General features: G+C 63.9%; 14 protein-coding genes. 10 read left to right on the forward strand and 4 right to left on the reverse strand.

What is annotated here, in order from left to right; all coding sequences use genetic code 11:
• Window positions 1-39: 39 nt before the first annotated feature.
• Together R4P70_RS09525 and R4P70_RS09530 are read right to left on the reverse strand one after the other, a co-directional pair.
• On the reverse strand, window positions 40-450 hold the full coding sequence (locus tag R4P70_RS09525) for a YchJ family protein (RefSeq protein WP_317830712.1): 411 nt from the start codon (window positions 448-450) through the stop codon (window positions 40-42).
• 22 nt (window positions 451-472) lie between these two features.
• The gene (locus R4P70_RS09530) at window positions 473-2,035 is read right to left on the reverse strand and encodes a long-chain-fatty-acid--CoA ligase (RefSeq protein ID WP_317830713.1); all 1,563 of its coding nucleotides are present in this window, start codon (window positions 2,033-2,035) and stop codon (window positions 473-475) included.
• A gap of 260 nt (window positions 2,036-2,295) precedes the next feature.
• Here R4P70_RS09530 and R4P70_RS09535 point away from each other — a divergent pair, with 260 nt between their 5' ends.
• From R4P70_RS09535 to R4P70_RS09555, 5 genes are all read left to right on the forward strand, one after another.
• Window positions 2,296-3,069 carry an ABC transporter ATP-binding protein gene (locus tag R4P70_RS09535; RefSeq protein ID WP_092763254.1) on the forward strand — a complete coding sequence of 258 codons (774 nt, stop codon included), beginning with the start codon at window positions 2,296-2,298 and terminating at the stop codon, window positions 3,067-3,069.
• Between the two features lie 4 nt (window positions 3,070-3,073).
• On the forward strand, window positions 3,074-5,608 hold the full coding sequence (locus R4P70_RS09540) for an ABC transporter permease (protein ID WP_060939479.1): 2,535 nt from the start codon (window positions 3,074-3,076) through the stop codon (window positions 5,606-5,608).
• A 67-nt stretch (window positions 5,609-5,675) separates the two neighbouring features.
• Window positions 5,676-6,122, forward strand: coding sequence for a hypothetical protein (locus R4P70_RS09545; RefSeq protein ID WP_020970172.1), 447 nt, complete (start codon window positions 5,676-5,678; stop codon window positions 6,120-6,122).
• Window positions 6,123-6,229: 107 nt separating this feature from the next.
• Window positions 6,230-7,405, forward strand: a complete 1,176-nt coding sequence (locus R4P70_RS09550; RefSeq protein WP_007736177.1) for an acyl-CoA dehydrogenase family protein — start codon at window positions 6,230-6,232, stop codon at window positions 7,403-7,405.
• An 8-nt stretch (window positions 7,406-7,413) separates the two neighbouring features.
• The gene (locus R4P70_RS09555; protein ID WP_317830714.1) at window positions 7,414-8,544 is read left to right on the forward strand and encodes an acyl-CoA dehydrogenase family protein; all 1,131 of its coding nucleotides are present in this window, start codon (window positions 7,414-7,416) and stop codon (window positions 8,542-8,544) included.
• Between the two features lie 58 nt (window positions 8,545-8,602).
• On the opposite strand, the gene R4P70_RS09560 is transcribed toward R4P70_RS09555, so the two are convergent.
• Entirely contained in the window at window positions 8,603-9,949 is a 1,347-nt protein-coding gene (locus R4P70_RS09560) for a DUF5691 domain-containing protein (RefSeq protein ID WP_317830715.1), read from the reverse strand.
• 104 nt (window positions 9,950-10,053) lie between these two features.
• Here R4P70_RS09560 and R4P70_RS09565 point away from each other — a divergent pair, with 104 nt between their 5' ends.
• Window positions 10,054-11,283, forward strand: coding sequence for a hypothetical protein (locus tag R4P70_RS09565; RefSeq protein WP_317830716.1), 1,230 nt, complete (start codon window positions 10,054-10,056; stop codon window positions 11,281-11,283).
• A 136-nt stretch (window positions 11,284-11,419) separates the two neighbouring features.
• A complete protein-coding gene (locus R4P70_RS09570) occupies window positions 11,420-12,190 on the forward strand; it encodes a hypothetical protein (protein ID WP_019749294.1) in 771 nt (256 codons plus the stop codon).
• 2 nt (window positions 12,191-12,192) lie between these two features.
• On the opposite strand, the gene R4P70_RS09575 is transcribed toward R4P70_RS09570, so the two are convergent.
• Complete coding sequence (locus R4P70_RS09575; RefSeq protein ID WP_070797481.1) at window positions 12,193-13,140, reverse strand: aldo/keto reductase; 948 nt, start codon at window positions 13,138-13,140, stop codon at window positions 12,193-12,195.
• Window positions 13,141-13,323: 183 nt separating this feature from the next.
• Between R4P70_RS09575 and R4P70_RS09580 the strand changes: the two genes are divergently transcribed.
• Genes R4P70_RS09580 through R4P70_RS09590 form a run of 3 tightly spaced genes read left to right on the forward strand, consistent with a single transcriptional unit; the run spans window position 13,324 to window position 18,145 of the window.
• Window positions 13,324-13,749: a hypothetical protein gene (locus tag R4P70_RS09580; protein ID WP_020908416.1), complete on the forward strand. Its 426-nt coding sequence runs from the start codon at window positions 13,324-13,326 to the stop codon at window positions 13,747-13,749.
• Window positions 13,749-17,852 carry a cation-translocating P-type ATPase gene (locus tag R4P70_RS09585; protein ID WP_317830717.1) on the forward strand — a complete coding sequence of 1,368 codons (4,104 nt, stop codon included), beginning with the start codon at window positions 13,749-13,751 and terminating at the stop codon, window positions 17,850-17,852. The genes R4P70_RS09580 and R4P70_RS09585 overlap by 1 nt, the downstream gene beginning before the upstream one ends.
• 11 nt (window positions 17,853-17,863) lie before the next feature.
• Complete coding sequence (locus R4P70_RS09590; protein WP_030536904.1) at window positions 17,864-18,145, forward strand: hypothetical protein; 282 nt, start codon at window positions 17,864-17,866, stop codon at window positions 18,143-18,145.
• Window positions 18,146-18,186: the final 41 nt, after the last annotated feature.

Genomic DNA, 18,186 nt, shown 5'->3' on the forward strand with positions numbered 1-18,186 from the left:
CGTGTTATCGGGATCCGCGGCGGCGGTGCCCGGAGTTACCTAACCGATATCGCCGTCGACGTAGAGCCACTTGCCTTCTGTTCGCGCAAATCGACTGCGTTCGTGGAGCATTCCCCGCTCGCGCCCGAATGTGTAGTGAGCGCGAAATTCCACGACGCCGTCGGAATCGAACAGCCCGCCCCGTTCGGTGTCCAGGATCTCCAACCGGAGCCATGTCTGGTCGGGGTCGAGATCGAGTTCGGCGGGGCGATGGTCGGGATGCCAAGTCTGCGTGAGATATTCGTCGTCCATCACAGCGAAGGCCGTGTAACGCGAACGCATCAGGGTTTCGGCAGTCGGTGCGTGCGCTTCACCGCTGATGTACTTTCCGCAGCATTCGGCCAATGCGTTGCCGCTGCCGCACGGGCACGGATCGGTCGGATTGGGTGTGGTGGGGCGGCGCGAAGTCACCGCCCCATTACAGCACGCGAACTCAGACCAGTTTGTGTTCGCGGTTGTCCCAGTACGGTTTGCGGAGGTCGCGCTTGAGGATCTTTCCGGTGGGATTGCGGGGAAGGATCTCGGCGACGTCGATACTGGTCGGGCACTTGAACTTTGCGAGGCGTTCCTGTGTGTAGGTGATCAGTTCGGCTTCGTCGATCTGCGCTTCGGCAGTGAGAACCACGACTGCCTTGACGGTTTCACCCCAACGGTCGTCGGGAACGCCGATGACCGCGACCTCGGCGATTGCCGGATGCTCCACTAGTACTCGTTCGATCTCGGGGGAGTAGACGTTCTCGCCGCCGGTGATGATCATGTCCTTGAGGCGGTCCTCGATGAAGACGAAGCCGTCGGAGTCGGCGCGGCCCATGTCGCCGCTACGCAGCCACCCATCTGCGGTAATCGTTTCGGCCGTCGCCTCGGGCTTGCCCAGGTATCCGGGGGTGCACTGTTCGGATCGCCACCACAGTTCGCCGGTCGTTCCGGTGGGCACGTCCTCGAGCGTGACGGGGTCCACCACACGCATCTCGACGCCGGGGATCGCCGTGCCTGCTGATGCCATGCGCTCGACCTGCGACTCGTCGCGGTGAACGTCCGGCATCAACGCGGTAATGACACCTGCCATTTCGGTCATGCCGTAGACCTGGACGAATTCGGTGTCCGGCCAAGCCGCGAGTGCTGCTCGCAACAACGGAAGGGGCATGGGGGCGGCGCCGTAGGTAATGCGTTTGAATGCCTTGAAGGCGGCGACGGCCTGCTCGCCTGCGGCCAGGACTCCGGCAATGACCGGTGGGACGAGAAAGGCGATGTTGGCTCCGGCGGCGAGGCCGGCGAAGATCGACGGTCCGTCGGCTTCTCTCGTGAAGTAACAGCGCCCACCCGTGTGAATTGCCATGATGGCGTAGCACGTTCCGCCGACGTGAAACATCGGCATCGCGATCAAGAATCGGTGATCCTCGTGGGCCGGCAGGATTTCGAGCACATTGTTGCTGTGCGCGAACAGGTTTCGATGCGTGAGCTGTACGCCTTTGGGCCGACCGGTCGTCCCGGAACTGTAGAGAACCAGAGCGGTGGCATCGGGGCTCACCTCGGGGCGGGAGTGCAGCGGTGCGACCTCGTCGATCCACGGTTCGAACTCGTCGTGTTCCCCGCCGACGGCGAAGATCGATTCGACGGCCGTCAAGCGGTCGCGCATGGCGACGATCTGGGGGAGTAGTTCGCTGCCGACAAACAGAATGCGAGCGCCACAGTCCGCGAGGACGTAATCCAGCTCTTCGCCCGAAAGTCGCCAGTTGGGAATGACATTCGCGGCGCCGAGCAGTGAGGCGGCGTAGGTGACTTCGAGGCAGGACAGATGATTCTTGTCGACGAACGCGACAGTGTCGCCGGCGCCGATGCCGGATTCAGCGAGGGCGGCGGCGATACGCAAGATGCGGTCTCGCCACTGGGCCCACGTGTATTCGGTCCCTTGGAAGGTCATCGCTGTTTGATCAGGCTTGACCGTCGCCCAGTGCTCTAGCCGATCGAAAATGATTCCAGCGGTGGCGTCGGACATTCGGCCGCCTCTCTCGTGTGATTGGTGTCACAAGGTTAATGTGCGCCCGGTCTTCGTATCGCTGTTTCTCGTCAATGCGCACAAGCAGAAAGAGCACATTCCCGCGACCCTGACCGGCTCGGCTGCAGATATCAGGGTGGTCCCCGATGGCGAGCGCGCCCGACACCCGACAGGATGGAACCAACCATTGCGGGCGTCCGTGTTTTCACGGGCGCCCGTCACGCCCACAAGTAGTACCGAAGTGAACAGGAAAGGCGATCATGAGTTCGCACGCCCAGGATGTCGCGGCCCGCGCAGTCGGCCTGTCCAAGACCTACGGCACCGGAGATACCCAGGTGCACGCACTCAGTTCGGTGTCCGCAGATTTCGCCCGCGGTGAGTTCACGGCGATCATGGGGCCGTCCGGTTCCGGTAAGTCGACGCTGATGCATTGCCTCGCCGGTCTGGATTCCGCAAGTTCGGGTTCCGTTCTCATCGGCGACACGGAACTCACGACGCTTTCCGACAAACAGATGACCCAATTGCGACGCGACCGCATCGGTTTCGTTTTCCAGGCGTTCAACCTGGTGCCGACGCTGACGGCGCTCGAGAACATCACGTTGCCGCTCGACATCGCGGGACGCAAAGCGGACCAGACCTGGCTGAACAGCGTCCTGACCAAGCTGGGTCTCGGGGATCGCCTCGATCACCGGCCGGGAGAGCTCTCGGGTGGTCAGCAGCAGCGTGTGGCGTGTGCGCGTGCCCTGGCGGGTCAGCCGGAGATCATCTTCGGCGACGAGCCGACCGGAAACCTCGATTCGAAGTCCTCCGGGGAGGTGCTCTCGATCCTGCGGGCGGCCGTCGACGAGTTCAACCAGACCGTGGTGATCGTGACGCACGATCCGCGGGCAGCGGCGTATGCCGACCGGGTGGTGTTCCTCGCGGACGGCAAGATCGTCGACGAATTGCGCGAGCCTACGGCGGATTCGGTCCTCGACCGGATGAAGCGTCTGGACGCTCCGCAGGCGGTCGTGAACGTGGAAGCCGGGGCTTGAGCACATGGCTTCGGTAAGCAACTCGCCGATGCGCAAGGTTTCCCTGCGCAACTTGGCGGCACACAAGGTGCGACTTGCGCTGACGGTTCTCTCCGTGGTGCTTGGCACGGCTTTTGTCGCGGGGTCGTTCGTTTTCACCGACACCCTCCAGAAGACTTTCGATTCGATCTTCGAGAACACCGCCCAGGGCGTCGACGTCCGGGTATCGATGGAAGAACGCAACACCAGTGGTGTTCCGGTGGAGGATGTCGACAAACTTGCGGCGGTCGACGGCGTCCGAGCGGTAGCCCCGGCCGTCAGTGGACAGATCGTCCTGATCAACGCAGACGGCGGCGCTGTTCAGACCGGCGGCGCGCCGAGTATCGGGCAGTCCTACCTACCGCCGGGCCAGGCGATTGCCGAACCCGACACCTTCGTCGAGGGCGCGCCTCCGACGCAGACCGGTCAGGTCGCGCTGAACACCAGCGCCGCCGAGCGAGCCGGACTGAAGGTGGGGGACTCCGCCAAGGTTCTGGCACCGGCCCGCGGAATCGTGGACGTGACGTTGTCCGGCATCTACGAGGGGGCGGGTAGTGACACCGGCGGGTTCATCGGCGCGCTCTTCACCGACGAGCAGGCCCGTGGACTCTTCACCGACGGCCAACACGTCGAGTACATCGACGTCGCGGGCGACGGGGTGTCGCAGACGGAACTACAGCAACGCGTCGAGCAGGTTTTCCCCGATCTCAAGGTGCAGACCGGCGACCAGGTTCGTGAGGAGACCAAGGCCGAGGTCGACTCGGCGCTGAGCTTCATCAACTACTTCCTGTTGGCGTTCGGCGCGATTGCTCTGCTCGTCGGAACGTTCATCATCTACAACACCTTCTCGATGATCGTGGCGCAGCGTCTTCGTGAGCTGGCGCTGCTGCGTGCGATCGGTGCGAGCCGAGCGCAGGTCGGCCGTTCGGTGGTCACCGAGGCGCTCGTGGTCGGACTCATCGGCAGCATCATCGGTCTGCTCGGCGGTATCGGTCTCGCCTACGGATTGCGCAGTCTGCTCAACACATTCGACGTCGGTCTGCCGGAAGGCCCGCTCCAGGTGGGTGCCCGCACGATCATCGTCGCGTTGGTAGTCGGCGTCGTCGTCACGACGCTCAGCGCTTACGCCCCGGCTCGTCGTGCGTCGAAGATCCCGCCGGTAGCGGCCATGCGTGAGGAGTTCGCCTCTACCGGTGACTCACTGCGAGTGCGGACGTTGATCGGTGCGATTCTCGGCGTGATCGGTGTGGCACTGCTCGTGTTCGGCTCTCGCGGTACCGGTGGTGGGGCTGCGTTGATAGTCGGACTCGGTGCGTTCTCGTTGATCATCGCGGTTCTTCTCGGGGCTCCGGCGCTGTCGCGACCGATCGTCGGTGCGCTCGGTGCCGTGTTCGCCAAGCCGTTCGGCGCCATCGGGCGATTGGCCCGTACCAATGCGGTGCGTAATCCTCGCCGTACGGCCGCAACGGCATTCGCGCTGACTCTCGGTCTGATGCTGGTGACGGTCATCGGAGTGTTCGGTTCCTCGGCCAAGGCGAGCATCAATGCTCTTGTGGACGTGGGTGTCTCGGCCGACTACATCCTGACCGGTCCCAACGCGATCGGTGTGCCGCGAGGTGCGGCCGACGCGGTCCGGCAGGTACCCGACGTACAGAGCGCCACGTCCTTGCACGGGGTGCGCGCGAAGGTCGACGGTGAGGACGAGCAGGGTGCTTCGTTCGACGGACCGATCGAAGGCGTGCTCGAGTACAAGATCCTCGAGGGCACTGTCGATCTGACCGGCAACAACATGCTCGTCTCGAAGTCGACTGCGGATGACAAGGGCTGGACTGTCGGCTCGACCCAGACGTTGACCGGTCCTGGCGGCGTCGAGTACCAGACCGTTGTCGCGGGAGTGTTCGAGGACAACCAGCTGATCGGCTCGTGGATCGTCTCGGACGAGGCGTACCGGAAACTGATGCCGGCCGAGAGTCTCCCGGACTTCGTGGTGCTGGTGAAGGCGAAGCCTGGTGCGGATCTGACCATGCTGCGATCCGAGCTGGAAACGGCCACGGAGAAGTACGTCGTCGTCCAGGTGCAGGATCGTGAGGAGTTCAAGGGAACTCAGGGCCAGCAGATCAACACCTTGTTGGCGATCCTCTACGGACTGCTTGCACTCGCGGTCGTGATCGCAATCCTGGGCATCATCAACACCTTGGCGCTGTCGGTGGTCGAGCGGCGACGAGAAATCGGAATGCTGCGAGCTGTCGGCATGCAGCGCGGACAGATGCGACGCACGATCTACCTCGAGTCGGTGCTCATCGCGGTGTACGGCGCGGCGGTCGGAGTTGTTCTCGGCATCGCGTTCGGTTGGGCCTTCGTGAGCACTCTCGCGGATCAGGGCCTCGACAAGATCACGATCCCGTGGGGTCAGGTGGTCGGAATGCTGATCGGCTCGGGTGTGGTCGGTGTCTTGGCGGCGCTGTGGCCGGCCAACCGAGCGGCCAAGACGAAGCCACTGGAGGCGATTGCAGACATGTAGGGCCTTCGGCCCCGTGCGCACTTTTGGTAGCGGAAGCAGCCGAAAGTGCGCACGGTACCGTTGCCACATGAGCACCCTTCAAGAAGTCGGCGAACGTGAATCCTGGCGCTGCTGGCTGTGTGACGAACCGGTCGATCCCGACATGTCCGTCAATGATCCGCGCGGCCCGAGCATCGACAGCATCAACACCGCAAAAAAGGGTGGCAAGACCAAAGGTGGCGTCGAACGCTTGGCGCACCGCGCATGCAACACCAAGAAGGGTGCGGTCAAACCTGTTGTGGAATGGCCGGATCGGCTGTTCGTCGTGGATCCCGCTCCGATCATCGGGGTCGTGGAGCAACTCGAGCGCAAGGGTGGCCGCGTCGCCGTCGCTCGCTGCCCCGGCAAGGACGACGCCCAGGAAGCGTCGGATTGGTTGATCGATCGGTTGTCACGTTTGGCTCCGTCGTTGAACGTGGAAACGAGCATCGACGCCGCGGGCGGGGGCTACCTGTTGGTCCTCAAAACCGTGTAGAAGGTCGGCCCTGAGTGCCGTCTTTCGCGGTACCTGTTCCGCCTCCATGGTCGTCGGGGTACGGTCGAACCGAACATGAATCCGGTTTCGAGTGCGAAGGAATCCCGATGAACCTGGCATTGACCGACGAGGAACTAGCGTTCCGCGACGAGATGCGGACGTTCTTCCGTACGCAAATCCCCGCGGACATCAGGGAGGCGTACGCCCACGGCGAGGAATTGGGGCGCGACCGTATGGTCGAGGCGCAGCAGATCCTCAACGCTCACGGTCTGGCGGTACCGCACTGGCCGGTCGAGTGGGGCGGCAAGGACTGGACCCCGGTCCAGCACAACATCTGGCTCGACGAACTTCAGCTAGCGTCGGTCCCCGAACCGTTGGCGTTCAACGCCAACATGGTCGGTCCGGTCATCGCAGCCTTCGGCTCGCAGGAGCAGAAGGAGAAGTTCCTTCCCGCGACCGCGAACCTCGACATCTGGTGGTGCCAGGGATTCTCCGAACCCGAGGCCGGCTCCGACCTCGCTTCGCTCAAGACCCGCGCGGTCCGCGACGGCGACGACTGGGTCATCAACGGTCAGAAGACCTGGACGACGCTGGGACAGTACGCCGACTGGATCTTCTGCCTCGTGCGTACCAATCCCGATGCGCCCAAGCGCCAGGCAGGTATCTCGTTCATCCTCGTAGACCTGAAGACGCCTGGAGTCACGGTCCGCCCGATCAAGCTGATCGACGGCGGCTACGAGGTCAACGAAGTGTTCTTCGAGGACGTCCGCGTTCCGGGAGAGAACCTGGTCGGTGAAGAGAACCAGGGCTGGGGCTACGCCAAGTTCCTGCTCGGAAACGAGCGCACCGGTGTCACCCGCGTCGGTTTCTCGAAGGTTCGTCTGGCCCAGGCCAAGGCCCGCGCTGCCGAGGTCAAGGTCGGTAACGGGACCCTGCTCGAAGATCCGCTCTTCGCTGCTCGCCTCGCCGAACTCGAAAACGAATTGCTTGCCCTCGAGCTCACTCAGCTCCGGGTGGTCGCCAGTTCCGCTGACGGCCAGCCGAACCCGGCGTCGTCACTGCTCAAGCTTCGTGGCTCCGAATTGCAGCAGGCGAGCGTCGAATTGCTGATGGACGTGGCCGGCCCTGATTCACTGCCGTACGACGCGGGCAGCGACATCGCCTCCGCGAGCTGGGCGCAGCACACTGCCCCGACGTACCTGAACTACCGCAAGGTATCCATCTACAGCGGATCGAGCGAAGTGCAGCGCAGCATCATCGCCTCCTCGATCCTCGGATTGTGAGGCGTGGCATGGACTTCGAACTGAACGACGAGCAGAAGCTTCTCCGCGACACCACCAAGGACCTCCTCTCGCGTAGCTACGACGCCGAAAAGCGCAACGCGATCATCGACTCCGATCCAGGGTGGAGTCCGCAGGTCTGGAAGCAGTTGGCCGAGGTCGGCTTGCTCGGCCTGACGTTCTCCGAGGACGACGGCGGCATGGACGCGGGCCCGGTGGAAATCGGTGCGGTCATGACCGAGATCGGTCGACGCTTGGCCCCCGAACCGTTACTCGACGCGGTCGTGACGCCGGGCGGGCTCATCTCCGAAGGAGGCAGCGCAGAGCAGCGCTCGTCGATTCTTCCCGGAGTGGCCGAGGGCACCACGTTCCTCGCGTTCGCCGATCAGGAACCCGGAATTCGTTGGCCGGCAACCGAACGGGCCACCGCGGCGGCGCAGGTCGAGGGCGGCTGGACCATCACCGGTATCAAGAATCCCGTTGGCCACGGCGCGACTGCGGACATCTTGGTCGTGAGCGCTGCGCTCCCCGGCGGTGGCGTCGGACTGTTCCTCGTCAAGAGCGATGCCTCCGGCCTGGTACGCAAGTCCTATGCCACTCACGACGGGTTGCGTGGGGCGCAGATCGAGTTCACCGATACTCCGGCCGAAGCACTCGGTGAGGGCGGTGACGCTTCTGCTCTGATCCAAGCCGCACAGATCCGTGAGCAGGCCGCGCTGTGCGCCGAGGCTGTCGGAGCAATGGAAGAGGCGCTACACCTGACCACCGAATACCTCAAGACGCGTAAGCAATTCGGAGTTCCGCTCGCGAAGTTCCAGACGCTGACGCACCGCGCCGCCGACCTGTACGTCTCGCTCGAGTTGGCACGCAGCATGAGTCTGTACGCAACGATGTCCCTTGCCGACGGCGTCGTCGATCCGGTGATCGCTTCGCGGGTGAAGTTGCAGATCGGGCGTTCGGCTCGGCTCATCGGCCAGGAAGCGATCCAGATGCACGGTGGTATCGGTATGACCGCCGAATACCCGGTGGGTCACTACGTGAGCCGTCTCGTCGCCATCGAGCACACCCTCGGCAGCACCGAAGATCACCTCCGGGTGTTGGCCGCCGGTGTGGCTGATCACGAGATGGTCAGCGTGGTCTGATCTTTCACCATCGACAGAGGGGCCGCATTCTGTTCGAGGGATGCGGCCCCTTTGTCGTTCAGTGGTGATTACGTAGAACGTCCAAGCGGAGTTGGCGCTGCTCGATGTTGACGGCGCTGTCGGTGAATGCTTGTTGCCACCCGGGGTCACTCGTTCGTGCCGCCGCGTCCTGCAGAAGCGGTACGGCGTCGAAAGGGAAGCGCGCCTGCACGCTTCGCAGAGTGGAAAAGTGACTGTGTCGCGAGTGAATGCCCAAGTCCTCACCCGTCGCAGCATGCTCCATCGCTTCGTTCTCCAAGGCGTTCAACAACTTTTCGGCGACGGCCAGGGGCCATGGACGGTCGATGCCGTCGAGTAGTGCGCTGCCGTCGACGCCCAGAAGGTATTCGTCCGCGTGGCCGGCAACGATGTATTCGACGCGCTCGCGTGGGTCTGCGATGGCGACGATTCTCCGGTCGGTCGTGCGCCCGTCCCGCTCCAGAAATGCCGACGCCCACGCTGTGTTCTTCTGAAGAACTGTTGCAGCAGTCCATGATTCGATCATCACGGTGCGCCATTGCTTCTCGATGGGGATGGTGAGGGCCTCGCGTGGCGAACCGGCCATCGATTCCCACAGCGTCAGTGGAGTGGCGGTCACGACTTGCCGTAACCACCAGCGCCGGATGCCTTTGTTCTTGTAGTGGACGTCTTCGATGCCGTCACGAAATGCGAGGTCGTCGAGCGAGCCCGGCAATCGGACGGCAAGGCGCGGTCGCAACGGCTTCGTCTCGAGCCGGACCCACGACTTAGCTCGAGTAGCCATGCGAGAGGCAAAAGGAGATCGGGGGAGTTGCCGTAGTAGTTGAATTGCACGCTCACGAACCCGCACGGCTGGATCGTCGAGTGCACGCTCGAGGAGGGTGTGATCGTGTTCACCCAGCCCGACGTCGAGGTGATCGAGGAAGTGCAGGCGGTTTGCGGTGGGCTCGTCGTCCCAGGCGATCTCGAGCTCCTCGCTCGCCAGTTCCGGGTCGACCGTACGTATGTAATCGAACCAGGCCGTACGGTCGTTCGGATCGGGCGATAGCCACAGTTCGTCCCGGCGTGACCCGATCCGCCGCAATTGGGCCCAATCGGGATTCTGCTCCGCCAGGTACTGCCCGCGTCGACCGGCGAGGCGAAGGAGCGCCTCGCGGTGCTCGGGATACTTCAGCGCGGCTTCCATGAAGAGCGGAACACTGGCCGCGGGCGCGAGGAATCCGCGTTGGTCGGCCATCGCGAACCATTCCGCGAGAGTCCAGGAACGTACCTGCAACAACGACTGGAGTTGTTCGATCGCGAGATCGGGAAGTAGTGGTTGAACCGCTGGAGGAGTCCGCGGTGCGCGCGAGTGACCTGCTTGCGCGTCTGATCGCAGGGAGGTCACCCGCCTACGGTATGGCAGAGGTGCGTCGACTTCGGGAGCAGGGGTCGGGCGCGTGTCGGCAGATTCTGGAACAGTGGTAACCGGCACCCAGCAGGAGGCGTGAGATGACGGATGGCCGTGAGATGGCAGACGGAAATGGCGACGTCTTTGTCGTGGCGTCGGTGACCGAACGGCGAACGCTCATCTCCACCCGAGTCAGAGAGTGGTGTGCGGCGGGGACCGTCGAGTCGAACCGGCCGGAGTTGTCCGACGATGTCGCATTGCTGATCGCCGGCGGCTATGCGGACGAGTCGACGCGGTCGATCCTGGCGAACCGGCGCGGTGTCGGACGTTCGTTCCCGGAGATCGGCGGCTTTTCGGAGTTGAGGTATCTCACCGACGAGCTGGCCCGCACCAGGCGTCGACTGCTCGCGACACGCATCGGTCCCGTTCAGGTTGTCCTCGAACGGCGGGTGCAGGCGCTGGACAAGCGCGTTCAGTCGATGCGATCGGCGATCGTGCATTCCAATCGTCACTTCGCGAGCAGTGTCCGTGCCATCCGCAAGGACCGCCGCGACGGTCTCCATCTCGACGTCGAGCAGCGCGAGGCTCTCTTTGCCGGGCTCACCTGTACGCCGGTTCCAGCCAAGCTGCCGGTGGGTCTCGGTGTCGTGGCCAGCAGTGGAAACGCAGCACTCGACAAACTCGCCGCCCAGTTCGGGAAGGTCCAGGGAACCGGTGTCATCGCCGATGCCGGAAGACGCATCGCGGAAGTCCTCGACGGACTGGTCGATTCCGAACCCGAAGGACGCGCCGGTGAGTACGACGCACTGCTTTACCTCGCCGGGAATCTTTTCGACCGGATCGAGAGTTCCAGCGCGTGGCATTCCGATCACTTCGTCATTCAACGTAATCAACTGGACTTGGCAGACGAGATCACGCAGATCGCGGTCGATACCGTAGCGCTGCGTTCGATACTCGCAGAGCTGGACGACGCGGCTGCGCTGGCACGCGACGAGGGAACCCGAGCCGGAATCGCTTCGCGAAGGGAAGCACTCGGCACGGTCTGGGACCAGCTGGTCGAGCGCGTCGCGGCGCTCGCGCGGATCGGTGACCTGGTCGCACGGGCCGAGGATCAGTTGAGTTCGCAGCGCGCGGTTGCGCATGCAGCGAGCCTCGACAGCCGGATCGACGACCTACTCGCGCGCTCTGGTTCACGTGAACTTTCGGCTGCCAACACGCACTACGTCGGGGATCAATTCGACGGTGTGGAAGAACTGATGTTCGCTCACCGGGCGGCTCTTTACGGGGACATTGCACTGCTGACCTCCGGGAACGAGCGTCGGGCGCCGTAGTCAGGCTGTCGCCGGAGCTGTAAGGTCGAAGGTACTGACCGGCCGCACGATCGAAGAACAGGCCGAGAATTCGCTCTTTGCTCGACCCCGATGCCGATCCGGTGATGCGGGCGTACCCGCTCGAGACAGGTCGATCATGGAAGACACCGCAAGCCGCGGCATCAATGCGTTCATTTCCGAAGCTACGCAGCGTGGGGGCAAGGCTGTCCGCCTCACGCACTCACGTCGTAATCCCGTCGAGGTGACGGGCGCAGACGGCATCAGCCGAATCGTCCGAGTGCGTTCCAAGCTCGACGGTGACTGGCAGGCCAGGCGTCAGGACGAGTCGCTCGAGAGCGACGACACGCGCTCCGAGTTCTGGGTGTTCGTCGACCTGGCTGCAGACCCGCACGAGTTCTTCATGCTGCCCTCCAACGAGGTCGCGGACGACATCCGTGCCGAGGTCGACCTGTGGATCATGGACAGCCCCGGACGCAATCGCACCGGACATCACGCGATTCCGCGCGGACGCGTCGTACACGGTCACGATCGTTGGGATGCGCTGGGACTGGCTGCGGTCAAGGATCCGAGCATTTACGTGGAGGCCCCGGTTGCGACCAAGCGCAAGACGTCGCCGGTCGCCGCGAAGAAGCGTCGCGCCAGCGGTGTCGAGGAGATCGAAGTTGTCGACAATCGCCTCGAGATGACGGCTGATTGCCATGGATACCGCTGGGTCGGACGCTTCGACGAAAGCACCGAGGTCGTCGAGATCATGCGCGGACCGATGGAAGGCCGCCGATTCCCTGATCCGACCGCGGCCGCCAATGCCGTGACCGGTCACATTTCAGGCGACACCGAGAGCCATGACGGCTGGTCGTTTTGGACGATCAACAACACGGCCCTCGGCGCTCATCTCAAAACTGCCTGATTTCAGGCGCCGACTGCCGCCGACACCCGTTCGAGAGTGTCCAGTTCATTCGACGACAGCACCAGATTCGGGGCGTCCAGTAGCGCCGGGAGTTGCTCCGGCCGGCTGACGCTCGCGATCGGTGCGGTGATGCCCGGTCGAGTCAGCAGCCAGGCCAGCGCGACGGTCGAGATCTCGCTTTCGTGTGCCTGCGCGATTGTTGCCAGTTCCGTGACGACGTCGAGTCCGGCGTCGCTGAAGTATCCGGCGGTCAGTCGTTCGCGGGAGCTGCCTTCGATGTCCGCGCGGGTCTTGTACTTTCCCGTCAGGAAGCCGGAAGCGAGAGCGAAGTACGGGAAGACGCTGATGTTGTTGTCGGTGGCGATCTGCGCGAGTTCGGGTTCGTACGACTTGCGGTGCACCAGGTTGTAGTGCGGTTGCAGCGCGATGGGCGCGGCGTAATCGTTCTCCTCGGTGATCCGCAGCCACTCCCGGACGCGGTCGGGGCTGTAGTTGGAGATTCCGAGATAGCGAACCTTGCCCGCGACGACCAACGCATTGAAGGCTTCGAGAGTTTCCTCGAGCGGAGTCTGCGGGTCGTCGAAATGTGCGTAGTACAGGTCGATGCAGTCCGTCTGCAGGCGCTGCAGCGACGCCTCAGCTGCGGCCGCGATGTTGTCGGCCTTCAGTCCCTTGAAATCGGGATGGCTACCCACCTTGGTGGCGACGACGATGTCGTTCTGCAGTCCCCGATCGGTGATCCATTTCCCGATGATCGTTTCGGATTCCCCGCCGGAATTGCCGGGAGCCGACGCCGTGTACGAGTCGGAGGTGTCGATGAAGTTTGCACCGGCTTCGGCGAACGAGTCGAGGATCTCGAAGGACGTCTTCTCGTCTGCTGTCCATCCGAAAGGGTTGCCGCCCAAGCTAAGTCGGAAGATGTCGAGGTCCGAATTTCCGATGATCGCCACTGTGTGGAACTCCCGTCGATGAAGGTGGTCGCTGCATCCCGCACCGTACCCTCTCACGGCGCTGACGATGGCGCGCCCTCGCCAGGTTCGCCGAAAAATGTATCGGATCGTGATTGCCGCCGTCGGTGTTGGGTATGGCCTCAAATACTGAATTCTTCGATGGACTGCTGATAGGAGCGTCCGATGATGATTGTCGACGAAGCCACCCGGGTCGTTCGTGGTGTGGCAGACGCAACGACGACGGTGGCTGGAGCCGTCGGTGGTGGAGTGATCGGTGGAGTGACGGGCGGGATACGCGGAACGGCGGAGGGCGTCCGAGACGGAATTCGTGCGGGTAGTTCCTCGACGCCGACCGCGGTTCTCACGATGGCCGCCGTCGGCGCGGCGGGATTGGTGGAGTGGCCGGTGCTCTTGGCGGTCGGCGGCACGGCCCTGGTACTTCACGAATGGGATCGCAAGAGCGCGCGGCCCGATCGTGCGGTCAAGGCGGTTGGGCGCGCGACCAAGACGGAACCGGCAAAGAAGGAATCGAGCGGAAACTCCCACAAGGCGGCCAGTCGGTCGCAGGATCGAACTCACAGTTCTTCGCACACTCGATCCACTTCCTGATGTTCTCAGCGATGGCCCGGCGTGCGGTGTCGGTGGCAACTTTGCCGCCGCGCCTGGCGTTGTCGGGTCTGGCGTTGGTCGGTGGTTCGACGATTCCGCGAACCGCTGTCAGTGACGTGGCGCTGCGGACTGGCACTCTTGCGCTGGCGGGCGTCGGGATGATTCCTGCAGCAGCGGGATCGATTCTTCGTGCGCCGCGAATGCCGGGTTCCGCCTATGTCTCGGCGGCGGCGTCGGCGATCAATTATCAACCCCGGGTGCGTCGGCGAATCGAACAGCGCCTTGGCCGTTCGCTCACCGACTTCGCTTTGGAGTCGGCGACGTCGTTCGCGGATGTTCTGACCTATGCGCCTGCGTCATTGGGCGTGGATTTCGGGCTGCGGACGATGCTGCTACGCGAAACTCTGGCGGCGCGAAACTCTCGGCGGGTGTGGCCATTCGAATCTGGCGGTCGCGGTGCTTCCACGAGGCGTGACCCGAGTGGTCCGGGGGAGCGTTATGCCGACAGGATCGCTGGGGTTCAGCTGGCGGCTGGGGCTGCACTGGCTACCGTGTCTGCCGGCGGTGACACCGTTGCGACGAGCATCAAGGTTTCGGCGCCGCGGCCGCTTCGGATGTCACGCGAATCGTTCGCTGCTGGTTTGTCATACGGTCTGTGGCGGACGCACCACGTCGCCGTTTCGGACCCCGCGGCTCTACGCATGCTCGATCGTGTCGATACCGTCCTCGTCGATCCGAGTGTCCTTTTCGACGACGCGCTCCGGGTTTCCGACATACGAGAGGTGTCCGAGTCGGACCGCGTCGTGGTGTGGGCACATGCCAGGGAAGCGCTTGACGCCGGCTCACTCGGGGTCGGAAGACACCGCATCGACGGCGCCGAAGTTGTCGTAAGGCCGGTGCGAAAAGGGTTGGCGGAATCACTGATAGGTGAGATACGCGCGAGCGGAGTCGCAGCGGTCACGATCGACGACGACGGGCTCGGATCACTGCGAAGCGGATTCGACGAGCTCTATCCGGCGCCATCGACTCCCGAAGCCGGCCTGCGCGAAGCTCTCTCGGCGTTGGTGGCCGAGGGTCGGACAGTTGCGATCGTGTCGAGTAGGGCGATAGCGGGGCAGGCAGTGCTGCGCATCGGGATTTCACCACCGAGTGGCGAGCACGTGAGTGCCGACATCCACACCGACTTGGCCGGGGCGTGGCGGGTCGTCCATGCGCTCTCGGCTGCCCGAACAGCGACGAGGCGCGGCGTCGAACTCTCCTCGGGTTCTTCGGCATTGGGTGCCTTGATTATGCTTCCGGGAATTCGAGGGGCTGGGCCGGGGCCGGTCACGGCTGGTTCGGCCGCGGGACTGTGGACCGGATACACCCTGTCCCGATCTGTGATTCAGGCTCCCGCCCCTGTCGGTGCTCCGAGCGATAGCTGGCATGAGATGGACGGTGATTCTGTCGTTCGCGAACTCGCCGAATCCGTCCGGCATACACCGCAGCGCGCTGATAGCGGTGTGCGGGCGCCCGCACGCTTCAGATTGATCCGTGACGGATTGTCGGCGTTGCGAACAGAATTGGCGGATCCACTCACGCCGGTGTTGGCAACCGGCTCCGCGGCCAGCGCCGTCCTCGGGTCACCGGTGGACGCCGTCCTGGTCGGTTCGGTTTTGGTCGGCAATGCCGCGATGTCCGCTGTTCAACGACTTCATTCGGAACGGGCAGTGCAGCGGCTTTTGCGGACTCAGGAACCGGTGGCTCGGCGAGTAACCAACGTTGGCGAGGTCGAGACTGCGGCAGACGCGCTCGAACTCGGTGACGTCGTGGCCCTCGAGTCCGGGGACATCGTGCCCGCCGATTGTCGACTGTTGAGCGCCGAATCGCTGGAAGTCGACGAGTCGTCGTTGACGGGGGAGTCCATGCCCGTCGACAAGCAGACCGACCCGACCCCTGGGATGCCCCTGGCCGAGCGAAGGTGCATGGCCTATGCCGGGACAACAGTGCTTGCCGGCTCCGGTCGTGGCGTGGTCACGGCCACCGGAACTCGAACGGTGACCAGGCGCGCCGATGTCGGTGTATCCCGATCCGGACCTGCTGTGGGCCTGACCAACAGACTGCGCGAACTCACCAGGGCGACTCTGCCGGCCAGTATCGGCGGCGGAGCGTTGGTGACAGTCGCGGGTCTGATTCGTGGTACCGGTCTGCGCCGCGCCGTCACCGGAGGTGTGGCCGTTGCCGTGGCCGCCGTGCCGGAGGGATTGCCTCTGGTTGCGACCCTGGCTCAGCAGGCGGCAGCTCGAAGGCTCACTGCAGTAGGAGTATTGGTGCGTGCTCCACGTTCGATCGAAGCGCTCGGCCGTGTCGACGCGGTCTGCTTCGACAAGACCGGAACCCTCAGCGAGAACAAGCTACGGGTGGCCGCGGTCGAACGCGTCGACGGTTGGGGCGAAAGTGAGATTTTGGAAGTTGCGGCGCGCAGTGCTCTGGGAAGTCGCGACGATCGCGTGTTTCATTCGACGGACGCCGCTGTGGTCGATGCGGCCGAACAAGCTCTGGACGAGGCTCGGGTTTTCGGTGATGCCGACGCGCTCAACCTCGTTCCGTTCAGGTCTGGGCGGCCGTACTCGGCAGCCCTACTGGGCAGACGGATCGCACTGAAGGGTTCACCGGAATTCGTGGCGGAGGCAGGGCGGGATCCGAATGCTGTGTCGGCGAAGCACGTTCAGAGCATGGCCGGACGCGGACTGCGGGTGGTTGCCGTCGCGCAGCGCGAGTTGTCGGAACACGATGCGCGACGCGCTGCGGAGGACTCGGAATTTCTCGAACAGTGTTGCTCCGAGGGGTTGGAAGCGGTCGGCCTTCTCGGACTCTCGGACACGCTCAGACCCGAAGCAACGCAACTTGTTCGAGAACTTCAAGGCAACGGACAGCAAGTGCGCGTGCTGACGGGGGATCATCCGACAACAGCGGCGGCGGTCGCCACCGAACTGGGGATGGATGTGGCGCGTGAGGACGTGGTCACCGGTCCGGACTGGGAGAACTTCTCTCGCGCAGAACGACGGAACGCCGTCCGCGGCAGCAGCGTCTTTGCGCGCGTGACACCCGAGCAGAAGGTCGAGATCGTGCAAGCGTTGGAGACTGACGGGCGCGTGTGCGCCATGGTCGGTGACGGCGCGAACGATGCTGCGGCGATCCGAGTTTCCAGCGTGGGAATCGGGGTGGCGTCGACTGACAGCGATCCGGCGCGCGGCGCCGCAGACATCGTGCTCCTCGACGGCCGTGTCGGCGGATTGACCGACGCATTGGACGAGGGCAGTCAATTGTGGCGGCGGGTCAGATCAGCGGTGGGGGTTTTGCTCGGAGGCAACGCGGGTGAAGTCGCATTCGCTCTGATCGGTTCTGCGCTGTCCGGCGAATCACCGCTCAACGCAAGGCAGTTGCTACTGGTCAATCTGATGACGGACGCCTTGCCCGCTGCTGCGCTTGCGGTGAGCACCCCGTCCGAGTACGGATCCGAGAAGTCCGAACAGATGGACACTCATGCGTTGTGGCAGACGATCGCTGTCCGCGGGGGTGCCACGGCAATCGGTGCGCTGGCAGCGTGGCTTCTGGCACGGATGAGCGGCAGGCGGCGGCGAGCGTCGACGGTGGCGTTGGTTGCCCTGGTGGGCACCCAACTGGGGCAGACGCTGCTCGAATCGCGCAGTCCGCTGGTGGTCGCAACAGTTGCCGGGTCCGCTGCGGCGCTGGCGACGCTCGTCAGCACACCGGTGGTGAGCCAATTTCTCGGTTGCACGCCGCTCGGTCCGATTGGGTGGGGTCAAGCAGTGGGCTGTGCGTCGGCAGCGACGCTGCTGGCGGCGCTGGCTCCGCGGGTGTTGGAGCGGATCGCCGCAACTGAGGAGAGCGCGGAAGGTCAGTCGACGATTCGCAAGATCCCGACGCGGACGAGCACCGCGTACACCTCCCGAACCGGGGGAGTCAGCGCTCGCGACAGCGTGGAAATCAGCGAAGCGGAAATCAAAGAAGCGGAAACCGGTGAATCGGACACGCTTGTGAGCGTCGCTGCTGGAAGTGACACGTCGCCGAACTCCCGGGCGACCCGAGATGAATCCTGAGGAATCGTGACATGTCCCAGAACACCGTCGACCACACGAACCCCGTCGATCACCGCGCGGTAGTGGAATCCGTCCGTTCGGCTCGGAGCTTCGAGTTGGAGCTACCGATCGTCGGTGCCATTCCGGTTCCGAGACCCGAGCAGATCGCCTATTTTGCGGTGATGGGACTGATGGTTGCGTTCGAGATCATCGAGTGGCCCGTGGCAGTCACCATCGCGGCGGGGCATCTGCTCGCAACAGAGCAGCACAATCACGTCCTCGAAGAGATCGGAGAGGCGCTCGAGGGCGTCTGAAGCCGGCGCGGTCCGGACACAAATCGAGCGGCCCCGCATTT

Origin of the sequence: Rhodococcus sp. IEGM 1241 (assembly GCF_033142365.1) — a bacterium.
Lineage (GTDB): Bacteria > Actinomycetota > Actinomycetes > Mycobacteriales > Mycobacteriaceae > Rhodococcus_F > Rhodococcus_F erythropolis.